General features: G+C 49.4%; 23 protein-coding genes. 7 read left to right on the top strand and 16 right to left on the bottom strand.

All coding sequences use genetic code 11. The annotated features are described in order from the left end of the window. Window positions 1–113: 113 nt before the first annotated feature. Window positions 114–692 (top strand): biotin transporter BioY, encoded by a 579-nt coding sequence (locus DFR62_RS10550; protein ID WP_121300341.1) that lies wholly within the window; start codon window positions 114–116, stop codon window positions 690–692. A gap of 96 nt (window positions 693–788) precedes the next feature. Here DFR62_RS10550 and DFR62_RS10545 read toward each other — a convergent pair whose 3' ends face one another. The 3 genes from DFR62_RS10545 to DFR62_RS10535 form a co-directional block, all read right to left on the bottom strand. Continuing rightward, window positions 789–1,778, bottom strand: a complete 990-nt coding sequence (locus tag DFR62_RS10545) for an NAD(P)-dependent alcohol dehydrogenase (protein ID WP_121300340.1) — start codon at window positions 1,776–1,778, stop codon at window positions 789–791. Then, window positions 1,778–2,527, bottom strand: coding sequence for a DUF4386 domain-containing protein (locus DFR62_RS10540; protein WP_121300339.1), 750 nt, complete (start codon window positions 2,525–2,527; stop codon window positions 1,778–1,780). Before DFR62_RS10540 ends, DFR62_RS10545 begins: the two co-directional genes overlap by 1 nt. 554 nt (window positions 2,528–3,081) lie before the next feature. Then, window positions 3,082–3,315, bottom strand: a complete 234-nt coding sequence (locus tag DFR62_RS10535) for a hexameric tyrosine-coordinated heme protein (RefSeq protein ID WP_121300338.1) — start codon at window positions 3,313–3,315, stop codon at window positions 3,082–3,084. Between the two features lie 355 nt (window positions 3,316–3,670). Between DFR62_RS10535 and DFR62_RS10530 the strand changes: the two genes are divergently transcribed. Beyond that, window positions 3,671–4,522: an SDR family oxidoreductase gene (locus DFR62_RS10530; RefSeq protein WP_121300337.1), complete on the top strand. Its 852-nt coding sequence runs from the start codon at window positions 3,671–3,673 to the stop codon at window positions 4,520–4,522. 300 nt (window positions 4,523–4,822) lie between these two features. Here the strand turns inward: DFR62_RS10530 and DFR62_RS10525 are convergent, their stop codons facing one another. From DFR62_RS10525 to DFR62_RS10515, 3 genes are all read right to left on the bottom strand, one after another. Continuing rightward, window positions 4,823–5,707, bottom strand: coding sequence for an SAV1803-related protein (locus DFR62_RS10525; protein WP_121300336.1), 885 nt, complete (start codon window positions 5,705–5,707; stop codon window positions 4,823–4,825). A gap of 395 nt (window positions 5,708–6,102) precedes the next feature. After that, window positions 6,103–7,086, bottom strand: a complete 984-nt coding sequence (locus DFR62_RS10520; RefSeq protein WP_121300335.1) for an ornithine cyclodeaminase family protein — start codon at window positions 7,084–7,086, stop codon at window positions 6,103–6,105. Between the two features lie 27 nt (window positions 7,087–7,113). After that, a complete protein-coding gene (locus tag DFR62_RS10515) occupies window positions 7,114–8,424 on the bottom strand; it encodes an MFS transporter (RefSeq protein WP_121300334.1) in 1,311 nt (436 codons plus the stop codon). 181 nt (window positions 8,425–8,605) lie between these two features. Here DFR62_RS10515 and DFR62_RS10510 point away from each other — a divergent pair, with 181 nt between their 5' ends. After that, entirely contained in the window at window positions 8,606–9,121 is a 516-nt protein-coding gene (locus tag DFR62_RS10510) for a helix-turn-helix domain-containing protein (protein WP_121300333.1), read from the top strand. Between the two features lie 115 nt (window positions 9,122–9,236). Here DFR62_RS10510 and DFR62_RS10505 read toward each other — a convergent pair whose 3' ends face one another. The 5 genes from DFR62_RS10505 to DFR62_RS10485 form a co-directional block, all read right to left on the bottom strand. Beyond that, window positions 9,237–9,734: a GerW family sporulation protein gene (locus tag DFR62_RS10505; protein ID WP_121300332.1), complete on the bottom strand. Its 498-nt coding sequence runs from the start codon at window positions 9,732–9,734 to the stop codon at window positions 9,237–9,239. A gap of 508 nt (window positions 9,735–10,242) precedes the next feature. Next, a complete protein-coding gene (locus DFR62_RS10500; RefSeq protein WP_121300331.1) occupies window positions 10,243–11,181 on the bottom strand; it encodes a magnesium transporter CorA family protein in 939 nt (312 codons plus the stop codon). Window positions 11,182–11,433: 252 nt separating this feature from the next. Continuing rightward, window positions 11,434–12,192: a class I SAM-dependent methyltransferase gene (locus tag DFR62_RS10495; RefSeq protein ID WP_121300330.1), complete on the bottom strand. Its 759-nt coding sequence runs from the start codon at window positions 12,190–12,192 to the stop codon at window positions 11,434–11,436. Between the two features lie 18 nt (window positions 12,193–12,210). Further along, the gene (locus DFR62_RS10490) at window positions 12,211–12,501 is read right to left on the bottom strand and encodes a DUF5316 family protein (protein WP_101189552.1); all 291 of its coding nucleotides are present in this window, start codon (window positions 12,499–12,501) and stop codon (window positions 12,211–12,213) included. 431 nt (window positions 12,502–12,932) lie between these two features. Continuing rightward, complete coding sequence (locus DFR62_RS10485; protein ID WP_121300329.1) at window positions 12,933–13,487, bottom strand: GNAT family N-acetyltransferase; 555 nt, start codon at window positions 13,485–13,487, stop codon at window positions 12,933–12,935. A gap of 143 nt (window positions 13,488–13,630) precedes the next feature. Between DFR62_RS10485 and DFR62_RS10480 the strand changes: the two genes are divergently transcribed. The 3 genes from DFR62_RS10480 to DFR62_RS10470 all read left to right on the top strand — a co-directional run bounded on the left by DFR62_RS10480 (window position 13,631) and on the right by DFR62_RS10470 (window position 15,811). Next, window positions 13,631–13,852 carry an SHOCT domain-containing protein gene (locus tag DFR62_RS10480; protein ID WP_068872156.1) on the top strand — a complete coding sequence of 74 codons (222 nt, stop codon included), beginning with the start codon at window positions 13,631–13,633 and terminating at the stop codon, window positions 13,850–13,852. Window positions 13,853–13,940: 88 nt separating this feature from the next. After that, window positions 13,941–14,270: a four-helix bundle copper-binding protein gene (locus tag DFR62_RS10475; protein ID WP_083388992.1), complete on the top strand. Its 330-nt coding sequence runs from the start codon at window positions 13,941–13,943 to the stop codon at window positions 14,268–14,270. A 59-nt stretch (window positions 14,271–14,329) separates the two neighbouring features. Next, window positions 14,330–15,811, top strand: a complete 1,482-nt coding sequence (locus DFR62_RS10470; RefSeq protein ID WP_121300328.1) for a phytoene desaturase family protein — start codon at window positions 14,330–14,332, stop codon at window positions 15,809–15,811. 38 nt (window positions 15,812–15,849) lie between these two features. On the opposite strand, the gene DFR62_RS10465 is transcribed toward DFR62_RS10470, so the two are convergent. The 4 genes from DFR62_RS10465 to DFR62_RS10450 all read right to left on the bottom strand — a co-directional run bounded on the left by DFR62_RS10465 (window position 15,850) and on the right by DFR62_RS10450 (window position 19,949). Further along, on the bottom strand, window positions 15,850–17,223 hold the full coding sequence (locus tag DFR62_RS10465) for a sensor histidine kinase (protein ID WP_121300327.1): 1,374 nt from the start codon (window positions 17,221–17,223) through the stop codon (window positions 15,850–15,852). Next, window positions 17,220–17,897, bottom strand: coding sequence for a response regulator transcription factor (locus DFR62_RS10460; RefSeq protein WP_121300326.1), 678 nt, complete (start codon window positions 17,895–17,897; stop codon window positions 17,220–17,222). Before DFR62_RS10460 ends, DFR62_RS10465 begins: the two co-directional genes overlap by 4 nt. Further along, window positions 17,894–18,847 (bottom strand): YncE family protein, encoded by a 954-nt coding sequence (locus DFR62_RS10455; RefSeq protein WP_121300325.1) that lies wholly within the window; start codon window positions 18,845–18,847, stop codon window positions 17,894–17,896. Before DFR62_RS10455 ends, DFR62_RS10460 begins: the two co-directional genes overlap by 4 nt. A gap of 118 nt (window positions 18,848–18,965) precedes the next feature. Then, a complete protein-coding gene (locus tag DFR62_RS10450; RefSeq protein WP_121300324.1) occupies window positions 18,966–19,949 on the bottom strand; it encodes a F510_1955 family glycosylhydrolase in 984 nt (327 codons plus the stop codon). 163 nt (window positions 19,950–20,112) lie between these two features. Here DFR62_RS10450 and DFR62_RS10445 point away from each other — a divergent pair, with 163 nt between their 5' ends. Next, window positions 20,113–20,739 (top strand): DUF1541 domain-containing protein, encoded by a 627-nt coding sequence (locus tag DFR62_RS10445; RefSeq protein WP_121300323.1) that lies wholly within the window; start codon window positions 20,113–20,115, stop codon window positions 20,737–20,739. Between the two features lie 35 nt (window positions 20,740–20,774). On the opposite strand, the gene nagA is transcribed toward DFR62_RS10445, so the two are convergent. Beyond that, the gene (gene nagA, locus DFR62_RS10440) at window positions 20,775–21,914 is read right to left on the bottom strand and encodes an N-acetylglucosamine-6-phosphate deacetylase (RefSeq protein ID WP_241663050.1); all 1,140 of its coding nucleotides are present in this window, start codon (window positions 21,912–21,914) and stop codon (window positions 20,775–20,777) included. Window positions 21,915–22,355 lie beyond the last annotated feature (441 nt).

Here is a 22,355-nt window from a genome sequence, read left to right as displayed (position 1 = left end):
CGATCTGCTGTTAATTGCCGAAAAGCATATTGACACCTTCTGACACGTTCGGATATTATTGAGTTAACTTATTTTATAAATTAGTTAACTCAATTACGAAGGGACGTTTTCACATGGCACACTCAAACAAAAAATTGCGGATGATGATCGTGACGGCTTTGTTCGCCGCCATTATCGGTATACTCGCTCAAGTCACCATTCCTTTGCCGCTCGTGCCGATTACCGGGCAGACTTTGGCAATCGGCCTTGCCGCCACAATTCTAGGCGCACGCTATGGCACATTGTCCATCTTGGTGTATCTCGCAATCGGCGCTGCTGGAATCCCGGTGTTCGCCCAAATGTCAGGAGGCTTGGGCAGTTTGTTCGGGCCGACGGGCGGCTATCTATTCGGCTTCATCCCGACCGCTTTCGTCATCGGCTATTATCTCGAGAAGATGGGCTTTACGCTCATGAACGCTATCATCGCCAACATCCTCGGCATGTTTGTCGCACTCGGCTTTGGAACGGTTTGGCTGAAGGTCTTCGCGGAACTTTCCTGGACTGGCGCCTTTATGGGCGGATTCGCGCCATTCGTTCTCGTCGGCGTCATCAAAGCCGTGCTCGCTGCGTCGATCGGCATCTCGGTGAGAAACCGTTTGTCATCAGCGAAGCTTTTGCCTAGTTTGGAAGCACGTAATCATTCTTCTTTATAAATAGCTTCATCTCATTAAATTGAAAAGGAGAGTCAAAACCGAACGTCGGTTTTGGCTCTCCCTTCGTTTGAACAATAAGCTCGGACATGGGCCTTGTTAATCACTAACAGCCGCAAGCTCGTCAGGCCTTATCACATTTATAACTACATTGCCCCGCTTATGCCCTGTTTCCACGTACCGATGGGCTTCGGCCATTCGATCTAAAGGATAGCTTCGGTCGATGACGGATTTGAGCTTTCCGGCTTCAATCAATTCATTCAAAAAAAGCAAATCTTTCTTGTGCATGGGCGCTAATCCGCTGATCAATTTCTTGCCGCCCCTGATTGAGGTTGAAAACATCTGCGCGAATTGAGGCACTCCTGCAACTGTTGCTAAATAAATCCCTTTTTCGGTCATGACGCGTTTGCATTGGGCGAAGGAAGTTTTCCCTACCGTATCAAAAATCATGTCATAGAATTTAGCTGAATCGGTAAAATCCTCCAAGGTGTAGTCGATTGCGTAATCAGCCCCTAATGACTTCACCAGTTCAATATTTTTGCCACTGCACACCGCTGTAACTTCTGTGCCAAAAATTTTAGCCAATTGGACGGCATAAGTGCCCACACTGCCCGACGCACCGTAGATCAACACTTTCTGCCCTTTCCGGATATGCCCTTTATCCCGCAGGAAAAACAACGCAGTGGTGGCTCCAAAAGGAACAGAAGCTGCCTCTTCAAATGTCATATTCACCGGCTTGATGGCAATGGCGCCTTTTTCTTTGATGCATACGTACTCGGCATTCGCGCCAAGTTTTGTATTTGTTCCGCCAACCACCAAATCCCCTTTTTTGAATGACTTGATATCTTTTCCCGTCGCTTCCACTTCTCCGGACAGTTCAGAACCCAGTATCCCGATTCTTGGTTTTTTGAATCCAAAGAACAGCCTGACAGCAAATGGATCCGCCCTTCGCACTTTGCAATCTCCAGATGTGACGGTTGTGGCATGGACCTTTATCAATACTTCATCTTCTTTCGGGCTTGGTTTTTTCACTTCTTTCAGCACCATGACTTCCGGCGGCCCATAGGTTTCGTGGACACTGGCCTTCATTAGTGAACTCCCCCTTCATAGCTGGGCTTCAGCGGTTTTATTTCGGGTATTTTCTTTCCTCTAGTCAATAGCCAGATGGCTAATGCCAACTCTCCTATGGCTCCAGGCACTGCTACGATCAGTATAAAGACGGTTTCATACTCAGCATAATTAGCCAATAGGATCTTCGCGGAGTTATCGATTAGGTAACCTAAGCCTGCCAGCATGACGAGAATTCCCAAGAATGCAGGGATGAATCGGGACTTGAAGGCCAAATAACCGATGAGCAGCAGGTGAACCCCGAAGAAGACGAGTCCAATCATCCATCCATTTTTGAAAGCATCAATCAACAACATGACTTGGGCATTCAATTGGCTCGTTTCCAATGCTCCCAAATAAATATCTTTACTCAACAGCTGTAAAACGCTCACAAAATTAAAGATGGCCGCTGTGAAAATTGCCGTATAGACCAACCGGAAAAGTGCCGCCAACAATGCGAGGTTTTGATTGACTTGCTTCAATAATACATACAAGCCCCACGAAACAATGACATCCAGTACAAGCACAATGACAAAACTGGCGATAGCCAAACGGAATGACAAATCATTGGCCGTGATATTCGCTACAGTCGCCGCGGCATTTCCAGGGATGATCAGCCTTTCGATGACAAAGAAATTTGCATACAAAGCGAATAGCGCCATGAGAACCAATCCCCCACCCACAATCCTGGCGTAGAAAATTGGCGAGTTTCCGTTAATAGCACGCTCCATTTTAATCCCTTCCTTCAGTTTTTAAAACCAACTGCGCGTATTCAGCCATTCCGGCAGTAAAGTTTTTGAAGCCAGACCATTTTCCTCCTTCCATTAATTGATACTCTTATCCTCCTACCATTCTCTCCGGCAGCCCCACTGTTTTGCTCTTCATTGCCTAGCTATTTCAGAGAAAAGACGCTGCACGTTATAAAATCAGAATATTCTTACTTTAATGAGTTCAACACTATACCTGTTTCCTGCATTTAGCAATTTTAACTAACTTTCTGGCAGTACAACTGGCTGTCCCATGAAAAGAACCGCTTATATCTCTTTTTAAATGGCGGCTGAATCAAGCAACGGAGTGCAACTAAACTTAGATTGCTGAAGGAACTACCCCGGACCAGCAGCTTGGCAAGAAACCGATTTGCTGCTGCACCGTTTAGAGTGGACATACCGCGGCTCGCCACGGGGCATATGGAGGCAATATTAAAAAGACGAATCCCCCTTTTTGCGGCTTCGTCTTTTGCTGATCTGCTATTATTCAAATTGTTGTTTCCAGCGGCTGCATTGAATCAATCATTCCAGTAATTATTGGCTGCTGCCACTGTTTGAAAATGAATGGCCACGACTTGAGAAGCAAATGTCAAACTGTCTGCATTATTGGCGTATACAGGACGCAGCTTTTTCCGTACGCTTTCATCCGGTTGAGTCATCCCTACAGCTTTGCGTGCCAGTTTCACTGCTAACTTGTAGCCTTCTTCCGGCGTTTCTGTCTTCAATGTTGGCAGCCATGATTCCTCAGTCATTGAAATTCCTCCTTTGATTTCCCATCAGGTTTATCCTGTGCTCTATTTCCAAATAAATGTGTAGCTGTTCTTAACCATCTCCTCCACTCTTGTGGCCTTAAAATCGCTGTCCGAAAATGCATTATAATGTTCTAATACCCCATTTACAGAATTTTAAGATAATAAATTCACAGCTTATCCATATACAGCTAAACTGTATATAAAATTAGTTAATAAAACTCCTCGGCAAAAGAGAGCGGAATTGTGAGGAACTGGTGAGTAGCGCTTATGTCTGTTTAAGTGAAGTTTCTCCCGGGTATGCCATGGAAGTATAAGTAAAAACAACCGTAACAAACAACCCGAGGAGGAATTTAGAATGGCAAACGAAAAAATACTAATCACCGGTGCTGGCACCGGATTCGGCAAAAATATTGCGTTCAGCTTGGCGGAAAAAGGCAAATCTGTCATCGCGGGTGTTGAAATCATTTCACAGGTTTCTGCTTTGGAACAGGAAGCGAAAGAGCGCGGCGTATCGATGCAAATCGAAAAATTGGACGTCACGAACCCGAAAGACCGCGAAAAAGCATGGGGCTGGGACATTGATGTCTTGGTAAACAATGCGGCAGTATCTGAAGGCGGATCCCTCGTCGATATCCCGGAAGAAAACTTGCGCCACCAATTCGAGGTCAATGTATTCGGCCCGGTACTATTGACGAAAGGCTTTGCACGTCAAATGGTCGAAAAACGCTCCGGCCGCATCGTCTTCGTCTCTTCTGTATCCGGCTTGATGGCAGACCCGTTGATGGGACCTTATTGCGGCACGAAACATGCGACTGAAGCCTTCGCAGATTCCTTGAGCAAAGAGTTGCAGGAATTCAATGTGGAAGTGGCGACGATCAACCCAGGGCCATATTTGACAGGCTTTAATGACCGCGAATTTGAAACGTGGAAAAACTGGCAGTCTGATTCGGAAAACACAGTCTTCGACTACGAGAAAGCCGCTTTCCCTTACGAGCAATTCGATCCGAAAGAAGTCACCGAACCGTCGGTAAAAGTGATTCTTGGCGAAACGAATCAATACCGCAACGTCATCCCGGAAAAAATGATCCCACAAGTGAAAGAACGTATGGAAGCCATGTGGAGCAAAACGACTACTGAAGGGCTGGGCGAGCGTAATGAAACCGTCCAGAAATCCTACGAGATCGAACCAGGCACTCCAGCTGAATAAGGTGTGAATGTGAAAAGCCCAGAGACATGATCTCTGGGCTTTTTTATGTCTACAGACTTTCATTGATTAAGTTCTAACTCACTTCCAGACTTCTACGGGTGTCGCATTTTTTTCATACATAAGTACGCCACTCTTGAAGATCTTACACGCGAGTTTCATGAAGTTTCATACGCTGATGGCGAGAATCACAGTAGCAATCATGATTTCCATCCATGGCATCGTTTTAATAGTGACAAGCGCATAATGAGGACGCCGGGTGCGGTAAAGGAAATATAGCTTCCGATCGAAGCCACATTCGCTTTAGCTGCTTTCAAGAACTATATGCAACTCTCGAAGAAGCTTATCTTTAATCATTGGTTTCAATGCCGCTTCAAGTTCTTTTTTATTTTTGAAACTATCGTTGTATTTGTATTCATATAATAGGTTTATTAATTTCACTCTCGAAGTTTGAGGATGTATCCCTTTGCTCTTAAACTTCGGATAAGTTCGATAAAATTCTTCCATCTGTTTCTTTTGAATTTCTTCTTCCCTCGCTCTCCGTTCTTCCCTACCCTTTGTCCATTCTTCTTCCCATTTTCTTCGACGTTCTTCTATCTCTTCTTTGATTTTCTCTTTCCTTCTGCGTCTCGTCTCGTGAAAATCAAACGGGGTGTCGTGATAAGTTCTGCCTAATGCTTCTTCCATTGCTTTCACAATAAGGATTGCTTCATCGTCATTTAAAAAGGATCTTTGGCGACAAACTTTCATCCACTCTGGCTTGGGTATGAATTTGTCCACATACCATTCTTCAATCATTGGTTTTAAATAGGCGTCGTAACCTATTGCCCCAAGTTCAGGCGGTGCTTCTTTAATGATTAAGACGTGTAGGATGGTGTGTTCAATCAAATCACAATAAACCAATCTCTCTTTCCGCTGGTATTCAAATGGAATATTGTTTTCTTTAATGAACAGCTGGTCCGATATCTTCAGTACCTTAATTTCGTCGATGTGGTGACAATATAACCCCTCGCCAGACCTTGTAAACTTACCTCTTGTGATGTTTTTAATCTCACCATTCATAAACCGTTGATACGACTTTTCGCTGAAATAATCATATTGAGATGGTCCATACTTCTTGAGCAAAAATTCGATGGCTTCATCATAAGACTTCGCAAGTAGTTTTTCATACTCTTCGTACGCCCCCATTAAATGCCCCCCTCTACCACTTCGACTTATTTTTTCATATTACTACCGAGTATATTTTATATTTATCTAATTGCATATGGAATTTACAGATCATTCCACTATTTGTCTATGAATGAATGCGCTTTTTCCATTTAAAAATCCACAAGCGGCTCAATGCTGAGAGTTTGAACCTGGTTTTTTCTGTTTCCATTCGCGGTATCGTTTGATGTCTTTTGGCAGCCAAAAAAATAAAATAGATGACGCAAGATTCTAGACTGTCATCACGAAAGAATTATCAATTTATGCTTTGGAACTGTGTCGTACTTCAAATTAACATGAGAATAGAAATTGATAATTGATACGAGCACAAAAAACTGCCCAGAGGCTTGGCCTCTGGGCAGTTTTTCCGCACTCTTTTACAGTTCAACATCCGTTCCGAGTTGGCCATCTTGCGCTTTCCGGTAAACTCCTTTGGCGACTGCCAGATCGAAATACGCCGCCCCGACACATTTGAAGAACGTGATCTCTTCTTCTGTCTCGCGTCCTACACGTTGCCCCGTCGCGAGTTCGGTCAGTTCTGCATGAAGCCGATCGAATGACCAATTGCCCGAATTCGCAGCGTGGATCAGCTCGCCTGCTTCATCCTGCACGCCGGCAAGATCATCCGCGACGATTTTATTCGCCCGATCAATCGTTGTCTCATCCATTTCGCGCATATGCGGCAAATAAGAGCCGACACCGTTAATATGAGTTCCCGGTTTCAAGTCATTGCCATCGAATACCGGTTCTGTCGAGCGCGTTGCACAAGCGATGATGTCCGCTGATTCCACGGCTTGTTTGGCGCTGGCTGCGATTTCGATTTGCGCCTGGACACCGAATGCTTGCAGTTGTTCTTTAAAGCGCACAGCCTTTTCTTCTGTGCGGTTAAACAATAAGATCGTCTCGATGTCCCGGACTTCGAGCACGCCGAGTACTTGCTCGAACGCCATGGCGCCGGTCCCGATGACTGCGAGCATTCGGCTGTCTTTCCGCGCAAGATGGTCGGTCGCGATGCCACTCAGTGCGCCTGTGCGCAGACGCGTCAAATACGAAGCCGTCATCATCGCAACGTGCTCACCGTTTGTGGCATCGGATAATAAAATCACTCCTTGCGTCGTCGGCTTGCCTTGTTTCGGGTTGTCCGGAAAAATCGTCACCACTTTGACGCCTGCGAGTTCTTCCTGTTTATCGGCACTCGGCATGTATAAAGCAGATGCCTGTCGCTCTGGAAAATCGATGACGGTGCGGTGTGGATTGTCGATTTTTCCTTGTTGCTTGGCGTGAAGCAAGGCGGCCACATCTTGAATTGCGTCGTGCATTTTATAGCTTTGTTGAATTTGCTGTTCGTTGATGATTTTCATGAGGCCCTCCTAAAGAAAAAGAGCCGCTTATGCGCGGCTCTCTTTTGCAATTGTTGCGGCTGGTCGTGCCGCTTGTTGTTGTTTCAAGTCCTTGACTGCCCAGATGGATACGAGCGAGATCAACGCAGTGAAGATGATGTAGATCGCAACCGGTACATACGAATTATCGAAGCGCGCAAGAAGAGCCGTCGCAACTAAAGGTGCCGTACCGCCTGCAAGCGCAGCACCGATCTGATAGCCGAGTGTAACCCCAGTATAGCGCACCTTGGCATCGAAAATCTCCGAGAACATCGTGCCCAAAACGGCAGTAATCGGCGCCCAAATGACGCCCAGCGCGATGATTGTTGCCAGTACAAGCATTAGGACAGAGCCTTGGTGAATCATCCAGAAATACGGGAAAGCGAAAAGAGCCATCCCCGACGCTCCCGCAATATAAAGTTTTTTCCGGCCGATACGGTCAGACAATGAGCCCATGATTGGAATCAGGATTGTCGTGATGATCGTCGCGATCATCACTGCACCGAGTGTCGCTGTGCGCGAGAAACCGAGGTTCGTGGTGGCGTAGGAAACGATGAACGTCCCGAAAATATAGAACGGCGCCGTCTCGACGACTTTTGCCCCGATGGCGATCAATACTTCACGCCAATGGTATTTCAAAGTTTCAACAATCGGTACTTTCGGGATTTCGCCAGATGCCTGGACCGCTTTGAATTCCGGTGTTTCGTCAACGCCTTTGCGAATCCATAAGCCAAACACGACAAGCAAGGCGCTCAAAATGAATGGCACGCGCCAGCCCCAAGTCATGAAGGCATCGTTTGGCAGTAAAGTCATCAGCCACAAGGCAAGTGTTCCGAGAACGAGTCCGATAGTGACACCCATTTGTGGAATACTGCCGAACAAGCCACGTTTTTCAGGCGGGGCATACTCGGTTGCAAGCAATAATGCGCCGCCCCATTCGCCGCCGATGCCTAGTCCCTGGATGAGGCGCAGCGTGATCAACAGGATTGGTGCCCAAATGCCAATTGCTTGGTACGTCGGCAACAAGCCCATGCCGAATGTCGCGATGCCCATCAAGCTGAGCGTGATGACCAAGGTTTTCTTGCGGCCGATGCGGTCGCCGATATGGCTGAAGATGATACCGCCGAACGGGCGGATGAAAAAAGCCAAAGCAAATGATGCATACGCCAGCATCAAGCCGACCGTCGGATCTTCATTGACAAAAAATAATTGGTTAAAGACCAGCGCAGCCATCGTCCCGTACAGAAAATAATCGAACCATTCAATTGAGCTCCCCACAAGACTCGCTGTCAGGACGCGGCGTGTTGTTTTCTTATCCAAACTGATTTCCCCCTTTGAGTTATAAAATTGAAGTGACACTTTAATTTCTCCCTGGGAATAGTTTAGATAACTATCAATTTTCTGTCAATATGATTATGAAATTAATTTCATCGAGGTTTGCCCCTCTTCTCCAGCCTCCTGTATGATAAAAGGAGCATGTAAAAAAAGTGAGGAATCTGTTATGGCTGATCCATCCATCGGCACGACTTTAAAAAAGCTGCGCAAAGAGCGCAAGCTGACATTGAAACAATTGGCGCAAGAAACGGGTGTCTCGATCAGTTTCCTGTCCCAAGTGGAACGCGGCAAATCGAGCGTCACATTGGAATCGCTCAGGAAAATCGCCGACGCGCTTCATGTCGACCCAAGCGTCTTTTTTGCAGAACAAGAGGACAGTGACTGGACATCACGGCTGGAGCGATTTTATTACAAGGACCTGACGCAAGGCGTAAAAGAAGCGAATTTCGTTCCCATTCTCGTCACCTTGAACCCTGGCGATAGCGAAGGGAATCCCTTTGCCCATAGCGGCTATGAATTCCTGTTCGTTGTCGAAGGCGAATTGACCGTCGAAGTTTCAGGCGAACGCTCGACGCTCGGTCCTGGCGATTCGACGATGTTCGATGCCAGCCAAAAGCATTATTGGTTCAATTTAACCGACCAGGCAGTAAAGTTCCTGTTGGTATCGTCAAAAACGGTTTAACCGAATGCCTAAGAGCACTTTGAGTTTTAGGTATTTTACTGATTTGAGCCGTAGAAAAACCACCTGGAGATCAATCCCCAGGTGGTTTTCGCTTTAGTCACTATTTCATTCTACTTCAGCTGCTATGCCCCATGCCTTTCATTTTCTTGCCTTTGCCCTTCTTTTCACAGCGTTTTCCCGCTTGCATACGCTTTTTGTGCTTGCCGCCTTTGCTTTTGTTCTGGCTCGCAGCCATCAAAAATCCGAGGCCGGTCATCATGAGCGGCAGCATGACGATGAGTTCAATCGGCACAATGGGCCGGTAGACGGTCTTTTCCGCCGTCACGTCGTAGATGCCGACAGGTTTGACTGAGAACGATCCGCCTGCCCCTTCCCCGTGCCCACCTTCAAACTCCTCGAAACCTGGCGATTCCGCGTCTTTGTCTTCCCGCTCATAGCCGCCGCCAGCACCTGCCCCGACGCTATAGCGGATTCGCGCCACTGGAATGATGGTCCTGCCTTGCATCTCGATCGGGTCACCGTAGACAAGCGAAACATCACGCGCACTTGAAAACTTTTCGAAAATTGGTCGTACCGGAGACGATTGGAACGGAATCATTTCTTTTTCATCCATTTTCTACACTCCTTTTTTGACGATGAATTCTCATGGCCAAGGCAGCAGTAATGGCAAGCGGCATAGATCCGCACTGTCGATTGTTAGTATATACATTCGCCCCGCCCGCCACTAACCCTCTAATTATTTCGGGAAGGAATATATTTGGTAGATTAGAGTACTCCTAAATTCTACAATTGATTTTCAAAGTGCTAAACACATTCATAAGCTTGACTTTTTAATAGTCATAGAGCCTAATAAAATTTGTTTTCCCGAGCTGTCTAAGTGTTTGGAGAAGCGTCCGCTCGACTCCGGTGGATCAGCGAGACGACCGAGACCCCGCAGGGAATGAATGTGCGAAGCAACGCTGAGCATATTCATTTGCGACGCTTGAGCGGAGCGAAAGTAGAGCAAACCGAGGAGGCTTGGGCGCGAGCCCACGGAAAGCGAGCGGTAAGCTGCGGAAAACACGACTTCCAACAACTACCAGAATAAAAAAACGCCTGGATTTATCTCCAGGCGTTTTCGGCTAAAATATTCTTCTTTTCCATAGAGAGACGGCGATCACCAGCATCAAAATGGCTGAAAGGACCAGTGTCGTAATCCATGAACCAGGCTCCTGCCCAGAAACAGGCAATGCCACGTTCATGCCGAAAAAGCTGAAGATCAAGGTCGGAAGGGTCAAGAATACCGTGAAAAGGGTCAAGGTTTTCATCGTATTGTTCAATTCATTCGATATGAGCGAAGAATACGATCCCGTAATGCTGTCCAAGATTCTGGTATACAGCTCGGTCGTTTCAATTCCTTGGTTGTTTTCGATTTTCACATCTTCCAACAAGTCTTCATCGTCTTCATACAATTTGATGGAATGCGTACGGAACAGCTTCGTGATGACATCCCCATTCGCTTTTAAGGATGTCAGGAAGTACACCAAGCTTTTCTCGATCTCCATGATCTTATAGAGTTGCTTGTTCGTTAAAGAATCCTTCAAATTGCTTTCGATTTTGAGGCGCTGTTTGTTCAGCTTCTTCAACTTCATTATGTACTGGGTAGAAATCGACAACAACACTTCAAGCGCAAAGCGATTTTTCATCGACGTATTCACGTTTTTCTTGAGGACGTTTTCTACTGAGTTCGTCGCTTGGCTGCAAATGGTGACGATGAAATCTCCCCCTAAAATGATGCCGATGGGGATTGTAATATAAGAGTCGAGCTGCGGGCTGTTATCATCGACAATTGGAAGATCGTTAATGATCAATGTGCAATTTGTCTCTTCGTCATATTCAATCCGTGCGCTTTCTTCCAAATCCAATGGGTCTTCTAAAAATTCGATGGGGATATTAAAGCGTTCTACTATTCCCCTGATTTCCTCTTTTGAAGGCGCCACCATATTGATCCAACTATTCTTTTCGAAGGCATCAATTGTCTGTAGAGCTCCGCTAGCAGAGGTTTTATGTATGGTAATCATGCTCTATCCCCCTTTTATTTTCATCTGAAAGCCTCGCCTATAGAGACACTTCTAGTAATTTTGACTGCAGCGATTTTACTTCCAGACCTTTACGAGTTTACCCGAATTAGCTGCAAATCTAACTTTTTCGAAAAGCTGCAGTTTCATTTTTGATTCTCATGAGTGGAATGAAACACCATCAGCCAGTCATATATAGAATTTCGAGTATATAAAAAAGCTGTTTGGATTTTTTCTCCAAACAGCTTTTGATCTTCAAATATGTGCGATTGCTTCAAAGGTGACGGCATGCTGAGCGTTTTTCGGGTATTGCCCGTATTCGTAATTGGACGACACGATGATGTCCTCGAAGCCATGGCTGCCAAGCAACAGCTTGAATTCCTCGACGCCGTACCAGCGCATCGGGAAACGTTCGAGTTCAGTCTGGATCAGCTTGCCGCCTTGCCATTTCTCGTAGCGGTTATGCGACACGGAACATTGCTTGATCCAATCGACTTCGACGGTCTTGCTCTCGAGCGTGATGACTTCGCCGGCTTTCGTCTGCCAGGTCCGTGTTCTCGGCCGGTCGATCTCAAAGCCTTGCGGAACGTACAAATCAACGAGCAACCGTCCGCCCGGTGCCAGATGCTTGCGGAAATTCTTCAAGGCTTTGATTGCCTGTTCGCGTCCCGCCAGCAGTTGGAACGTTCCCGCCGGCAAAATGATGACGTCGTATTCGACATCGATGCGGAAAGTTTCCATATCCGCTTCGAATAATTTCGGATGCAAGCCGCGTTCTTTGCAATGGGCGCGGCAAATATCGAGCATTTCAGATGAACTGTCGAAGCCGTCGATGTGAAGGCCGTCTTCCAGGAGCGGCACGAGCAATCGGCCTGTCCCTGTAGCAGGTTCTAAAATACGCCCTTCATTCCCGGCGAGGCGCTCCCTGTAGAACTCGACGTCGCCGAACGATTTGCCGATCGGCTTATCGAGGTCATAAACTTCCGCAGATAACGAACTATAATAGCTGAGCATGACATCCCCCTCTTTCGTTTAAGAAAGTATGAACAATCCGTAAAGCGCCAACACCAGATTCGGCAACGCGAACAGCACGAGGTTTTTCACTTTGGCGTTGCGCGCCTGCTGTGCCCGGCGGCGTTCCGAACTCGTGTTGAATGAAGATTTCACTTGCTTGCCTGCTGTGATGGACGAGATGACCGCCCAGACAAGTGCGATAACGGCGACTGCGCCCGCGATCGGGAACAACAGCGCCCAATCATCCGCCAGGAAAGCGATAAGTGCGATAAGGCCTGATACGAGAAGGCCGAGTAGAAAATGCTTCATAATAGTATTCCTCCTGTAATTCTAGTTTCCTTCTTATTTTACTAAATGAGGAAGGCTGTGGGAAACATTGCGCAAAAAAAGATGTGGGAACTTTACGAGTCTTTTTCTGTGTGGTCGAGAAAATCAGAAACCCGTATTTTCCGAAGCTTATCGCTCGCTTTCCGTGGGCTCGCGCCCAAGCCTCCTCAGTCGCCTTGCGCCTTGCGGGGTCTCGGTCGTCTCGCTAGTCCACAGGAAAGATAAGGTCGACCTACGGGAGACATTATCTTTGCGAAAGTAATGCGCAGCATTATTGAGCAGAAGGGGTTACGAGCGAACGCTTCTCCAAATACTCAGATACAATATTGATTTTTGAATGTAGAAAGATGATTTCATTTTTATTCATAACGAATCATGATTTTCTCCACCACTCTTAAAAGTATAGGTGAGTTTCATTCACCTTTTTCAGAACGCCATTCCGATTTCAGCATGCCGTAGACGACACTGTCGACGAAATGATCGTAGAGCCATTCTCCTTGGCGGATCACGCCTTCTTCCGTAAAGCCGAGGCGGATTGGGATGTTGCGGCTTTTCTCGTTGCCGACCGCTGCGCGAATCTCGACTTTATTGAGCCCACGCTCCGTTAGCGCATAATCTGTCAGTGCTCCCGCCACCCTTGTCATGATGCCCTTTCCCTGGTATTCGGTATCGAGCCAATAGCCGATATAAGCCGTCTGTTTCGCTTCATTGATCTCATTGAAGCCGGCGATTCCGGCCAATTCACCTTGATAGACGATTGCGCAATTCAAGCTTTTGCCGAGTGCGAAACTTTCGGCGCCGGACTGGATGAAATTTTTCGTATCCTCAACGGTTTTCGTGTGATCGAGCCACGGCAGCCATTCCTTCAGTGCAGCACGCGAACGATCCGTCAATTCAAAAATCCGTTCTGCATCTTGTATCTCGACCAATTTCAACGCCAACTCTTCATCAATCTTATGTACAAACATCCTGCTTCCCCCTTTTCCTGAATTATCCATAAGCGTAGCATATCTAGCATCTTACAAGAATATATTTTTGTAACTTAAAAAGACGCAATTTTCAGTCTTATAGCGTAAACTGGAAGAAAAGAAAGCGAACGGAGTGAACGCTTATGTTCAGGCTCTTTATTGTCCTCGTCGCTTTGATGGTCGTGCTCATCATCCTTTGCCTTGTGCTGTTTTTCATTCGCCATAAACCTCATAAACTGCCACCTCCCCACCACGAAGCTCAGTTATTGAAAGAGCGCTTTTCGCGCGGCGAGTTGTCGGAAGACGAGTTCCGCAAGCGCATGAAAGAACTTGAGCAGAAGCCGGGGCTGCGCAAAAACGGATAGAATTTACTAGCCTTTGTTTAATTTTCTGCCAGTCGGGAAATCCAAGGAATAAGCGAATGAACATAATTCTTATAGGAGGTTTTACGGAATGGTAGAACATGCAAAACACGCAGAATTGTCCAAGACGCTCCATGACTGCATGGTGGCGTGCAACCATTGTTTCGATGCTTGCCTGAAAGAAGACGATGTGAAAATGATGGCCGAGTGCATCCGGCTCGACCGCGAATGCGCCGACATGTGTGCTTATTTGGCACAAGCCATTGAACGCAACTCGCCGTTCGTCTCACAGCTCGCAAAAGTATGCGCGGAGATTTGTGAAGCCTGCGGAAACGAATGCAAAAAACATGACCATGACCATTGCCAAAAATGCGCGGAAGCTTGCTTGAAATGCGCAGAAGCTTGCAGACAAGTGGCATAAGAAACACGCGTCCGGCTGAACTGCCGGGCGTTTTTTCGTGGGAGAAATGAGGGGACATGATGACAAAACGCATATTGGTTGTTGGTGCCGGCATCGGCGGATTGACGGCCGGATCCTTGCTGGCAAAAGAAGGCTATGAAGTGACCGTGCTCGAAGCCGCAGCAGAAATCGGCGGCTGTGCCGCAAAATACAAACGCCACCCGTATTTATTTCCGGTCGGCGCCACACTCGGCATGGGACTCGAGCCCGGCGGCATTCATGAACGCGTATTCCGCCACCTCGGAAAGCCAATGGACCTCGAACCGCTCAAGCGGGTGATGGAAATGGTTCACCCGATAGGCACCTTCGTTTTCCATAAAGACCGCAGGAGGCATGTGCGGGAACTGGCTAATCATTTTCCAGAGCATAAAACCGCCATCCTATCGTTCTATGCAGAACTATACCGCACGGCGCGTATCACCCGCACATTAATGGGGCCGCTGCCTGCGCTGCCGCCAGCCAACGCGCGGGAATGGGCGGCGCTCACGAAAGCTTTGCGCCCGGTTCATTTGCGCCTGCTGCCGAAATTCCAGCTGACGCTCGGCGACGTATTGAAAAAGCACGGCCTCCACGAACTCGATGCATTCCGCCATGTGCTCGATGGGCTGTTGATCGATAGCATGCAGACGACGACGGAAGATGTCTCGTATTTGCTCGCGGCCGTGGCGCTTGATATCTATCACGAAGGTGCTTATTACGTCCCGGGCGGCTTGTACCGTTTCGCGGAATTGATGGCGGACAGCATTAAAGAAAACGGCGGCAAAGTGAAAAAGCCGCGCACCGTCCAGACGCTCGAACATAAAGATGGTGTCTGGCATGCCAGCGACCAGCGCGGCAATTCGTACGAAGCGGATGCCGTCGTCTTCAATGCGCCGATCCACTTATTGACCGAGCTGTTGCCGGTCGATCATCATCACCGGTTAAAGCGCCCGCTGCAAGAAGGCATCAGCACCGAAACCTGGACGACTTTGACTTTGTATTTGGCGATCGAGGCGGAGAAGCTGGCAGAACCCCTTCCCGAGTTCCGCCAGCTCTCGAGCGGTACGGCCATGGACGAAGGGCATCATTTCTTCATGTCGGCCTCGCGGATGAATGACCGGCTGCGCGCTCCCGAAGGCTTCCAGACGGTGACCATTTCGACGCATTCGAAGCCGGGCTATTGGCAGTCGCAGGAAGATTACGAAGCGATGCGCACCGAGCTTTCAGAACGCATGCTGGACTTGATCGAGCAGCATATCCCGGGCTTCCGTTCGGCGATCGTCCATGTCGAAAGCGGCGCACCGCTCGCCTGGCAGCATTATACCGGACGGCCGAATGGCTATGTGGGTGGTTTCGCACAGACTTTGGATGCGGCGTTATTCAAATCCATTTCGCATCATAGCGGGTTGCCGGGATTGTATTTGACAGGCGACCATATCTTCCCGGGCGGCGGCACGATCGGCGTCGCCGCAAGCGGCATCCGTTGCGCTCGCTCGATTTCCGGAAAGGCTTTGCTGACGTAAAAACACCCGCCCTCAAGTTCGAGGGCGGGTTTTGTGCGTTAAATATCCTGTTTCGGCAGACGGATGCTGACGCTTGTTCCGGCTCCTGCTTTGGAATTAAAAGCCAACGAACCGCCGTGCAATTCGACAATTTCCCGGACAATCGACAAGCCGATGCCTGCCCCGCCGCCAGTCCGGACGCGCCCTTTTTCAGCACGGTAAAAGCGTTCGGTGACATGCGGCAAATGTTCTTCAGCAATGCCGCTTCCCGAATCGATGACTTCGAGCAGCGCTTCACCGTTCGATGCCGACAAGCGGATCAAAATTTCGCCCAATGATTCGGTGTAAGCGATCGCATTGTCGAGCAGGTTGATGAGCACTTGCAGCAGCCTGTCTCCATCGCCTTCAATTAACAGTTCTTCGTCCAGTTCCGCCCGGACGCGGAGCTGTTTTTTGCGCCATTCGACTTCCGTTTTTTCAACCGCTTCCCGGACGACTTCGGCGAAAGCGAGCAATTCGGTGTTCAATTGCCCTTTGCCACCCTCGAGCCTCGTCAAATCAAGCAATTGATTGACGAGCCGCTCCATCCGTTCGGATTCGCTGTACAAGATGGCGGCGATTTTCGCCTGGTCATCGGCAGGCTTTTGGAGCAGTTCGCTATAGCCTTTAATATAGCTAAGGGGCGTCCTTAATTCGTGTGACACGTTTTGCAGGAATTCGCGTTTATCTTCATCCTGCGCTTGGATCGAGGCGGCCATCTTCTCGAACGAGCGCGCCAGTTCCCCGACTTCATTGTCGGCAGTCACGCCCGTACTCCCTTCAAAACGGCCCGCTGCCATACGGTCAGCAGAAGCTCCGAGCGCTTCGAGCGGCGCCGTGTATTCGATGTGGATACGCCGGCGGATCCATAATAGGGCCACGAGTGCCAACACACCGGCCGCGATGAGCACCGACAGGACATTGAGGAAAGCTTGCAATAAATCCGATACCGGCCGGTAGACGAGCGCGACGGCAGTCAATTCACTGCCTGTAATGACCGGTACCGCTGCGCCGATCAAATCTGAGCCAAGATATGCATTTTGGCGTTCGATGATGACGGTTTCCCCTTGTGACAAGCGCTCGCGTTCCTCGAATGTGATGATGACGTCTTCTTCAGGCGCCTGCAGCGGTAAAGCCGAACCGAGCACCATCGGATCATCGACCGTCACTGCATCAAGCCCCGCTTCCTCCAAAAATTTATGGATCGAATCAAGCGAGCCCTCGTCGTTTTCATAAGCATTCGCCAACGCCCCTGCCATCTCCACAAGCTGCGCACGCTCGCTGTCGACATAAACAGCGTCGTAAATGGAGATCGCCACAAACGCCAACAGCGCAATTCCCGCCAAACTAATACCTGCGAACAGCCACCATAATTTCGCATTGATGCCTGTCATCCGGCCACCACCTTATAGCCGAGGCCCCATACGGTTTCGATCGCCGCACCGGCATCGCCGAGTTTGATGCGCAAAGTCTTGATATGGGTGTCGACGGTACGTGTCGTTACATTCAAGGCCTGCTCGCCCCACAGCTTCTCCATCAATTGTTCACGCGAGAACACTTGCCCAGGATGTGCCAAAAACAGCGCCAATAAATCAAACTCCTTGCGCGTAAGTGTGACTTGCTTGCCGTCTGCGGTCACGCGGCGCATCGTTTCGTTCAATTCGATGCGCCCATTGGAGAGTACAGGCTCCGGTTTGAAGGCCGCCCCTTTTGCGCGCCGCAATATCGCTTCAATCCGCGCCAGCAATTCGCCGCGGCTGAACGGCTTTATTAAATAATCATCGGCACCGGCGCGCAGCCCGTTGATTTTATCGGCTTCACTGCCGGCGATCGCCGTCAGCATCAAAATCGGCACGTCCGAAAACTCCCGCACCTGCCGGCATACGGAAAAGCCGTCCTGTCCCGCCATCATGATATCCAAAATGACGAAATCGATGTCGCCTTCGCGGATCCGCTCGATGCCCCGTTCGCCAGTTGACGCCTGCTGGACCAAATATCCCGCTTCATTCAGCGTGCGCGCCAGCAAGTCGCGCATCGTTTGTTCATCGTCGATTACGAGAATGTTCATGGCTGTGCCTCCCTGATCACTATGGCGTGCGGCCCGGATGACACCGGAATTTCCGACAGCTTTTCGAAACGCTCCGTATCGATGACGGTAACCGTATCGCCGTCTAGGCTGCTGACGTATAGACGTCCGGCCTGAAGCGTTCCGTAATACGGGTTGTCTGCAACGGACATGCGTGCCCGTTCGATCAAATCTGCCCCGAGCTCGACGACTTCATGCGAACCGTGGTTCAGGACATAGAACGAATCTTCATCCGCGAGCACTTCGATCGGCATCAAGCCGACGTCGATACGTTCCGTCACTTCCTCCTCAGCCAAGGAATAATTCACCAGTTCCCGGTTCAATTCACCACTTGGGCCGTGGCCGCCGACCAAGAGCTTGCCGTCCGTATAAGCGAGCCCGTTCGGCCGGTCGATGATGCGATGGCTGGCCGTGATTTCCAATGTTTCAGGATCCATTGCCTGGACGCTATGGCCGTAGACATTCGCAGCGAAGATCTTGCCGTCGCCATAAGCCAGGCTTTGGGGATGTTCATCCGTTTCCGCCGTCGCTTCGACTGCGAACGGCTCGACCGAAACTTTCGACACGCGGTCTTGTGTCGCATGCGCTGCGTATAAAGCGCCATCCACTTCCAGCAGCTTCGATACGCCCGTCCCGACTTCCCCGATGGCATCAAGTGCTTGCGTCTCGAAATCGAATGCGTACAATTGCTCTTCTTCGACCGACGCCAAAATGAGCCGCCCATCGACCATTGCCAGATCCGATGCGACAAAAGGCAATTCCAATTCGCCGATGATGTCCTCAGAATCTGCATCAATGACCGTCAGCAATGGCTGCTTCAGATGCGCGACCAAAATCAATTCGCCTCCGTCATCCGGAAATACATACAATTCTTTTTCGCTGCAGCCTGCAAGCAACAACACCAGCAGCAACCCGAAGATCCTAGCTTTCATTTTCCTCATCCTTTTTCAATCGTTGATGAAAGTATACAACGAAATTGTGAAATCCATTTGAAATCCGCTCCGCGCATAATAAAAAAACCGGAAGGCGCTCCTCCCGGTTTGTGAATCGTTATTGCACTTGCCCTGACTTCAAGATTTGTGTCCAGTTTTCACCGGCATCTTGCGTCATCCAGGCATGGCCTTTCGCTGTATAAATCGCCAGTTGCTCCGCATTCTCTGGATGCTGCGCGAGGTAGACAACACCGTCTTCTGTCATCTCCGGCAAGGAAATCTCCTCTTCGCCGCCTGACAGATCACGTTTCACGAGTTTTGCTTCTTCGCTGTACGTGCCGTAATAAAGCGCGTCTTCACTGAAGAATGCAGCGGTTCCGAGTTCGCCTTCCGTGATGCGCGTGAAGCTTTCGCCGCCGTCTTCAGACAAGAAGATTCCCTGGTTCGACGCTGCTGCGATCATCATCGAATCGTCGGGATGCATCGCCAGATACGTCACTTTCCCGTCAAGCCCTTCTGCTGCTGTCTGCTGCCATGTCTCTCCGGCATCGTCGCTTCGGTGGAAGCCGGTTTCCATTTCGGAATTCGCCTGCGGATTGAAGACGAACAAATTGTTAGTATTATAGCCGACTGCCATTTCATGAAAATCCGTCTCTCCTTCGAATCCGAGATCTTCGAAAGTTTCTCCCCCGTCATCGCTGCGTTTGATGCCGAGTGGATTTTGCATGCCGGATTGCATATCAGGATGCCCTGACGACATAAAACCGGTAGCTGTCGCGTTAAAGCCCATGAAATCATGATATTGATCTTCTATTTCTGTCCAGTTTCCATCGCGATGCACCTTCAAGCCGTGATGCGAAGCGAAATACAATCCGCCGTTTTCTTCGATATAGCCCATGCCATGGACATGGTCCATCACGCCGTCAAACGGGACTTCCAGCTCCATTGCCGCACTATCCACAGCTGAAGCCGTTTCGGTTTCCTCAGCTGATTCAGGTGCCGTGTCGCTCGGATCTTCTGTTTCCTCTTGAGCCGTTTCTGCGCCGCAAGCTGAAATGAACAGCCCGGCTGCGATCACCGGCCATAACCAGTTCTTTTTCATCGCTCGATCTTCCTCTCTGTTGTGCTATTTCTATAGTTTCATGGTCCGAATAAAAGGTCAACTAATTGCGCAAAATGATGCATCTTTGTCACAAAATACATACCTCGCCACGTATCGGGTATGTGGCAAGTAGAACAAGATTTTCAGGAAACGAGGGAATTGTATGATCAGGAAAAAACTCATGATGGGCAGCGCATCAATCGCGGCAGCCCTGACACTTGCCGCGTGCGGAGGCGAGGAAGCGGATAATTCAGCCGCTCCCGAAGAACAATCCGAGACGACTAACGAAGCAGGTGAAGTGCTCGAAGAGATCGATGACCCAGAAGAACGTGAAGAAAGCGATGGCCACGGAGGCATGGACCATTCGAGCGATGGCGAAGTGCCGGATGAGTTGATGGAAGCCGCTAATCCGACATATGCTGTTGGGGATAAGGCGACCATTCAAGCAGACCATATGCCGGGCATGGATGGAGCCACAGCGACCATCGCCGGTGCATACGACACGACTGCCTACAGCGTCAGCTACACGCCAACTGACGGCGGGGCACCTGTCGAAAACCATAAATGGGTCATCCATGAAGAACTTGAAGATGCGCAAGACGACCCTTACGCTGAAGGCGATGCCGTGACGCTCGCGGCTGACCATATGGAAGGCATGGAAGGCGCAAGTGCAGCAGTCGACAGTGCGGAAGAAACGACCGTCTACATGATCGATTTCGAAAATACCGAAACCGGAGAATCAGTCAGCAACCATAAATGGGTTACAGAAAGCGAATTGACCGCTCAGTAACCAAAAGAATGCCTGGATTGTTCCTCCAGGCATTTTTAATTTGCCGAAAAAGCGATTTCCCCACGGCATACAGTCAATTCCACCTCCAGCGCTTCCGTCAGCAGCACAAGGTCGGCGTCCATACCGACCGCAATCTCGCCTTTTTTGGAAAGACCGAGCGCCTTAGCAGCATTGCCTGAACTCATCTGGACCAGTTCCGGCAAACTGCATTTACACAATTCCTGGACATTCCGGATGGCACGATCCATCGTCAATACACTGCCGGCGAGTCTGCCATTTTGAATCCTTGCGCCCGTTTCATTGACCACGACGGCCTGGCCGCCGAGATCATACTTTCCGTAACCGAGGCCTTTGGCGCGCATCGCATCGGTAATCAAGATCAAGCGTCCGGCACCGATTTGTTGATACGCAAGCTCCACCGCTGCCGGATGGCTGTGGATCAAATCCGCAATCAATTCGACACGGAATCGCGTATCCAACATGGCCGCGCCCACCACACCGGGTTCGCGATGATGAAAGGCCGACATTTGATTGAATAGATGGGTCATGTGCTGCGCTTTTGACGCAATCGTTTGTTCATAAGTCGCTGCCGAATGCCCGATGGAAGCAATGACGTCCGATTCAATGAGTGCCTGAATGAATTCTTCCGCCCCATCGAGCTCGGGCGCCACCGTAACGATGCGGATGTTGCCGCCGCTCAGCGCTTGCCAGCGTTTGAATAACGCAAGGTCAGGCTTGCGGAAATGTTCAGGGTTTTGCGCTCCTGCTTGTTCCCTAGACAGAAATGGCCCTTCAAGATGAATCCCGAGCAATTCCGCTCCCCCGCTCACGCCCACGTAATTCCCGGCTGTTTCCACAGCACGGGCGATTTGATCCGCGGTTTGTGTCATCGTTGTCGCAACAAACGCTGTCACGCCTTCTTCTGGCAAAGCCTGAGCCATTCCCGAAAGCGCCAGATCGTCCGCATCCATGGCGTCGAACCCGTTCGCGCCGTGCACATGGATATCAATGAAGCCCGGCATTAAGATCTTGCCGCGCCCGTCAATTTTTCTGGCGCCTGATGAGATTGAGTCACTCACTTGCTGGATGCGCCCGTCCGCGACTAGCACATCCGCCCGCTCCGCACGATCCACATTGACTACTAAAACATCCTTGAATAGTAAGTCTTCACCCACTTCGAGACCTCCTCCTATCAAAATGATCCGCATCTTTCTTTTCTGCTCCCACATCTCACTTGCTGTCTTTATGGCCATTATACAGGATGACGCTGCTTGTCCTGTCTATTGGTGAATGAACCGGGCGGGAGTTGCGGAAATATTGAAGATAGCGAGGGTTTGCTGGTCGAATTATTACCGTGTTCTATTTATGCTTCAGCAAAATAGTCGCCGCCCTGCTTTGGGTTGGCCTTTAGCAGTAAGCCAAAAAGAACACTTGTCTTACTGCGTCGGCTCACCCTTGGCGCTGGACCGCTTAGACATTTCATTGTGCGAAGACTGTTTAAGTAGATCTGCTTCTTTATACGTTTCCGGCTAGCGGGGGAATCGCTTCCCGAGACGCGGCGTCTGGCAAGTTAATGCTTGAACTAGAAATATTGTTGGCGGGTCAGAACTGATTAG

The sequence above is a fragment of the Planococcus citreus genome, assembly GCF_003664125.1.
Taxonomy (GTDB): Bacteria; Bacillota; Bacilli; order Bacillales_A; family Planococcaceae; genus Planococcus; species Planococcus citreus.
This window is presented reverse-complemented; position numbering and strand designations above follow the sequence as displayed.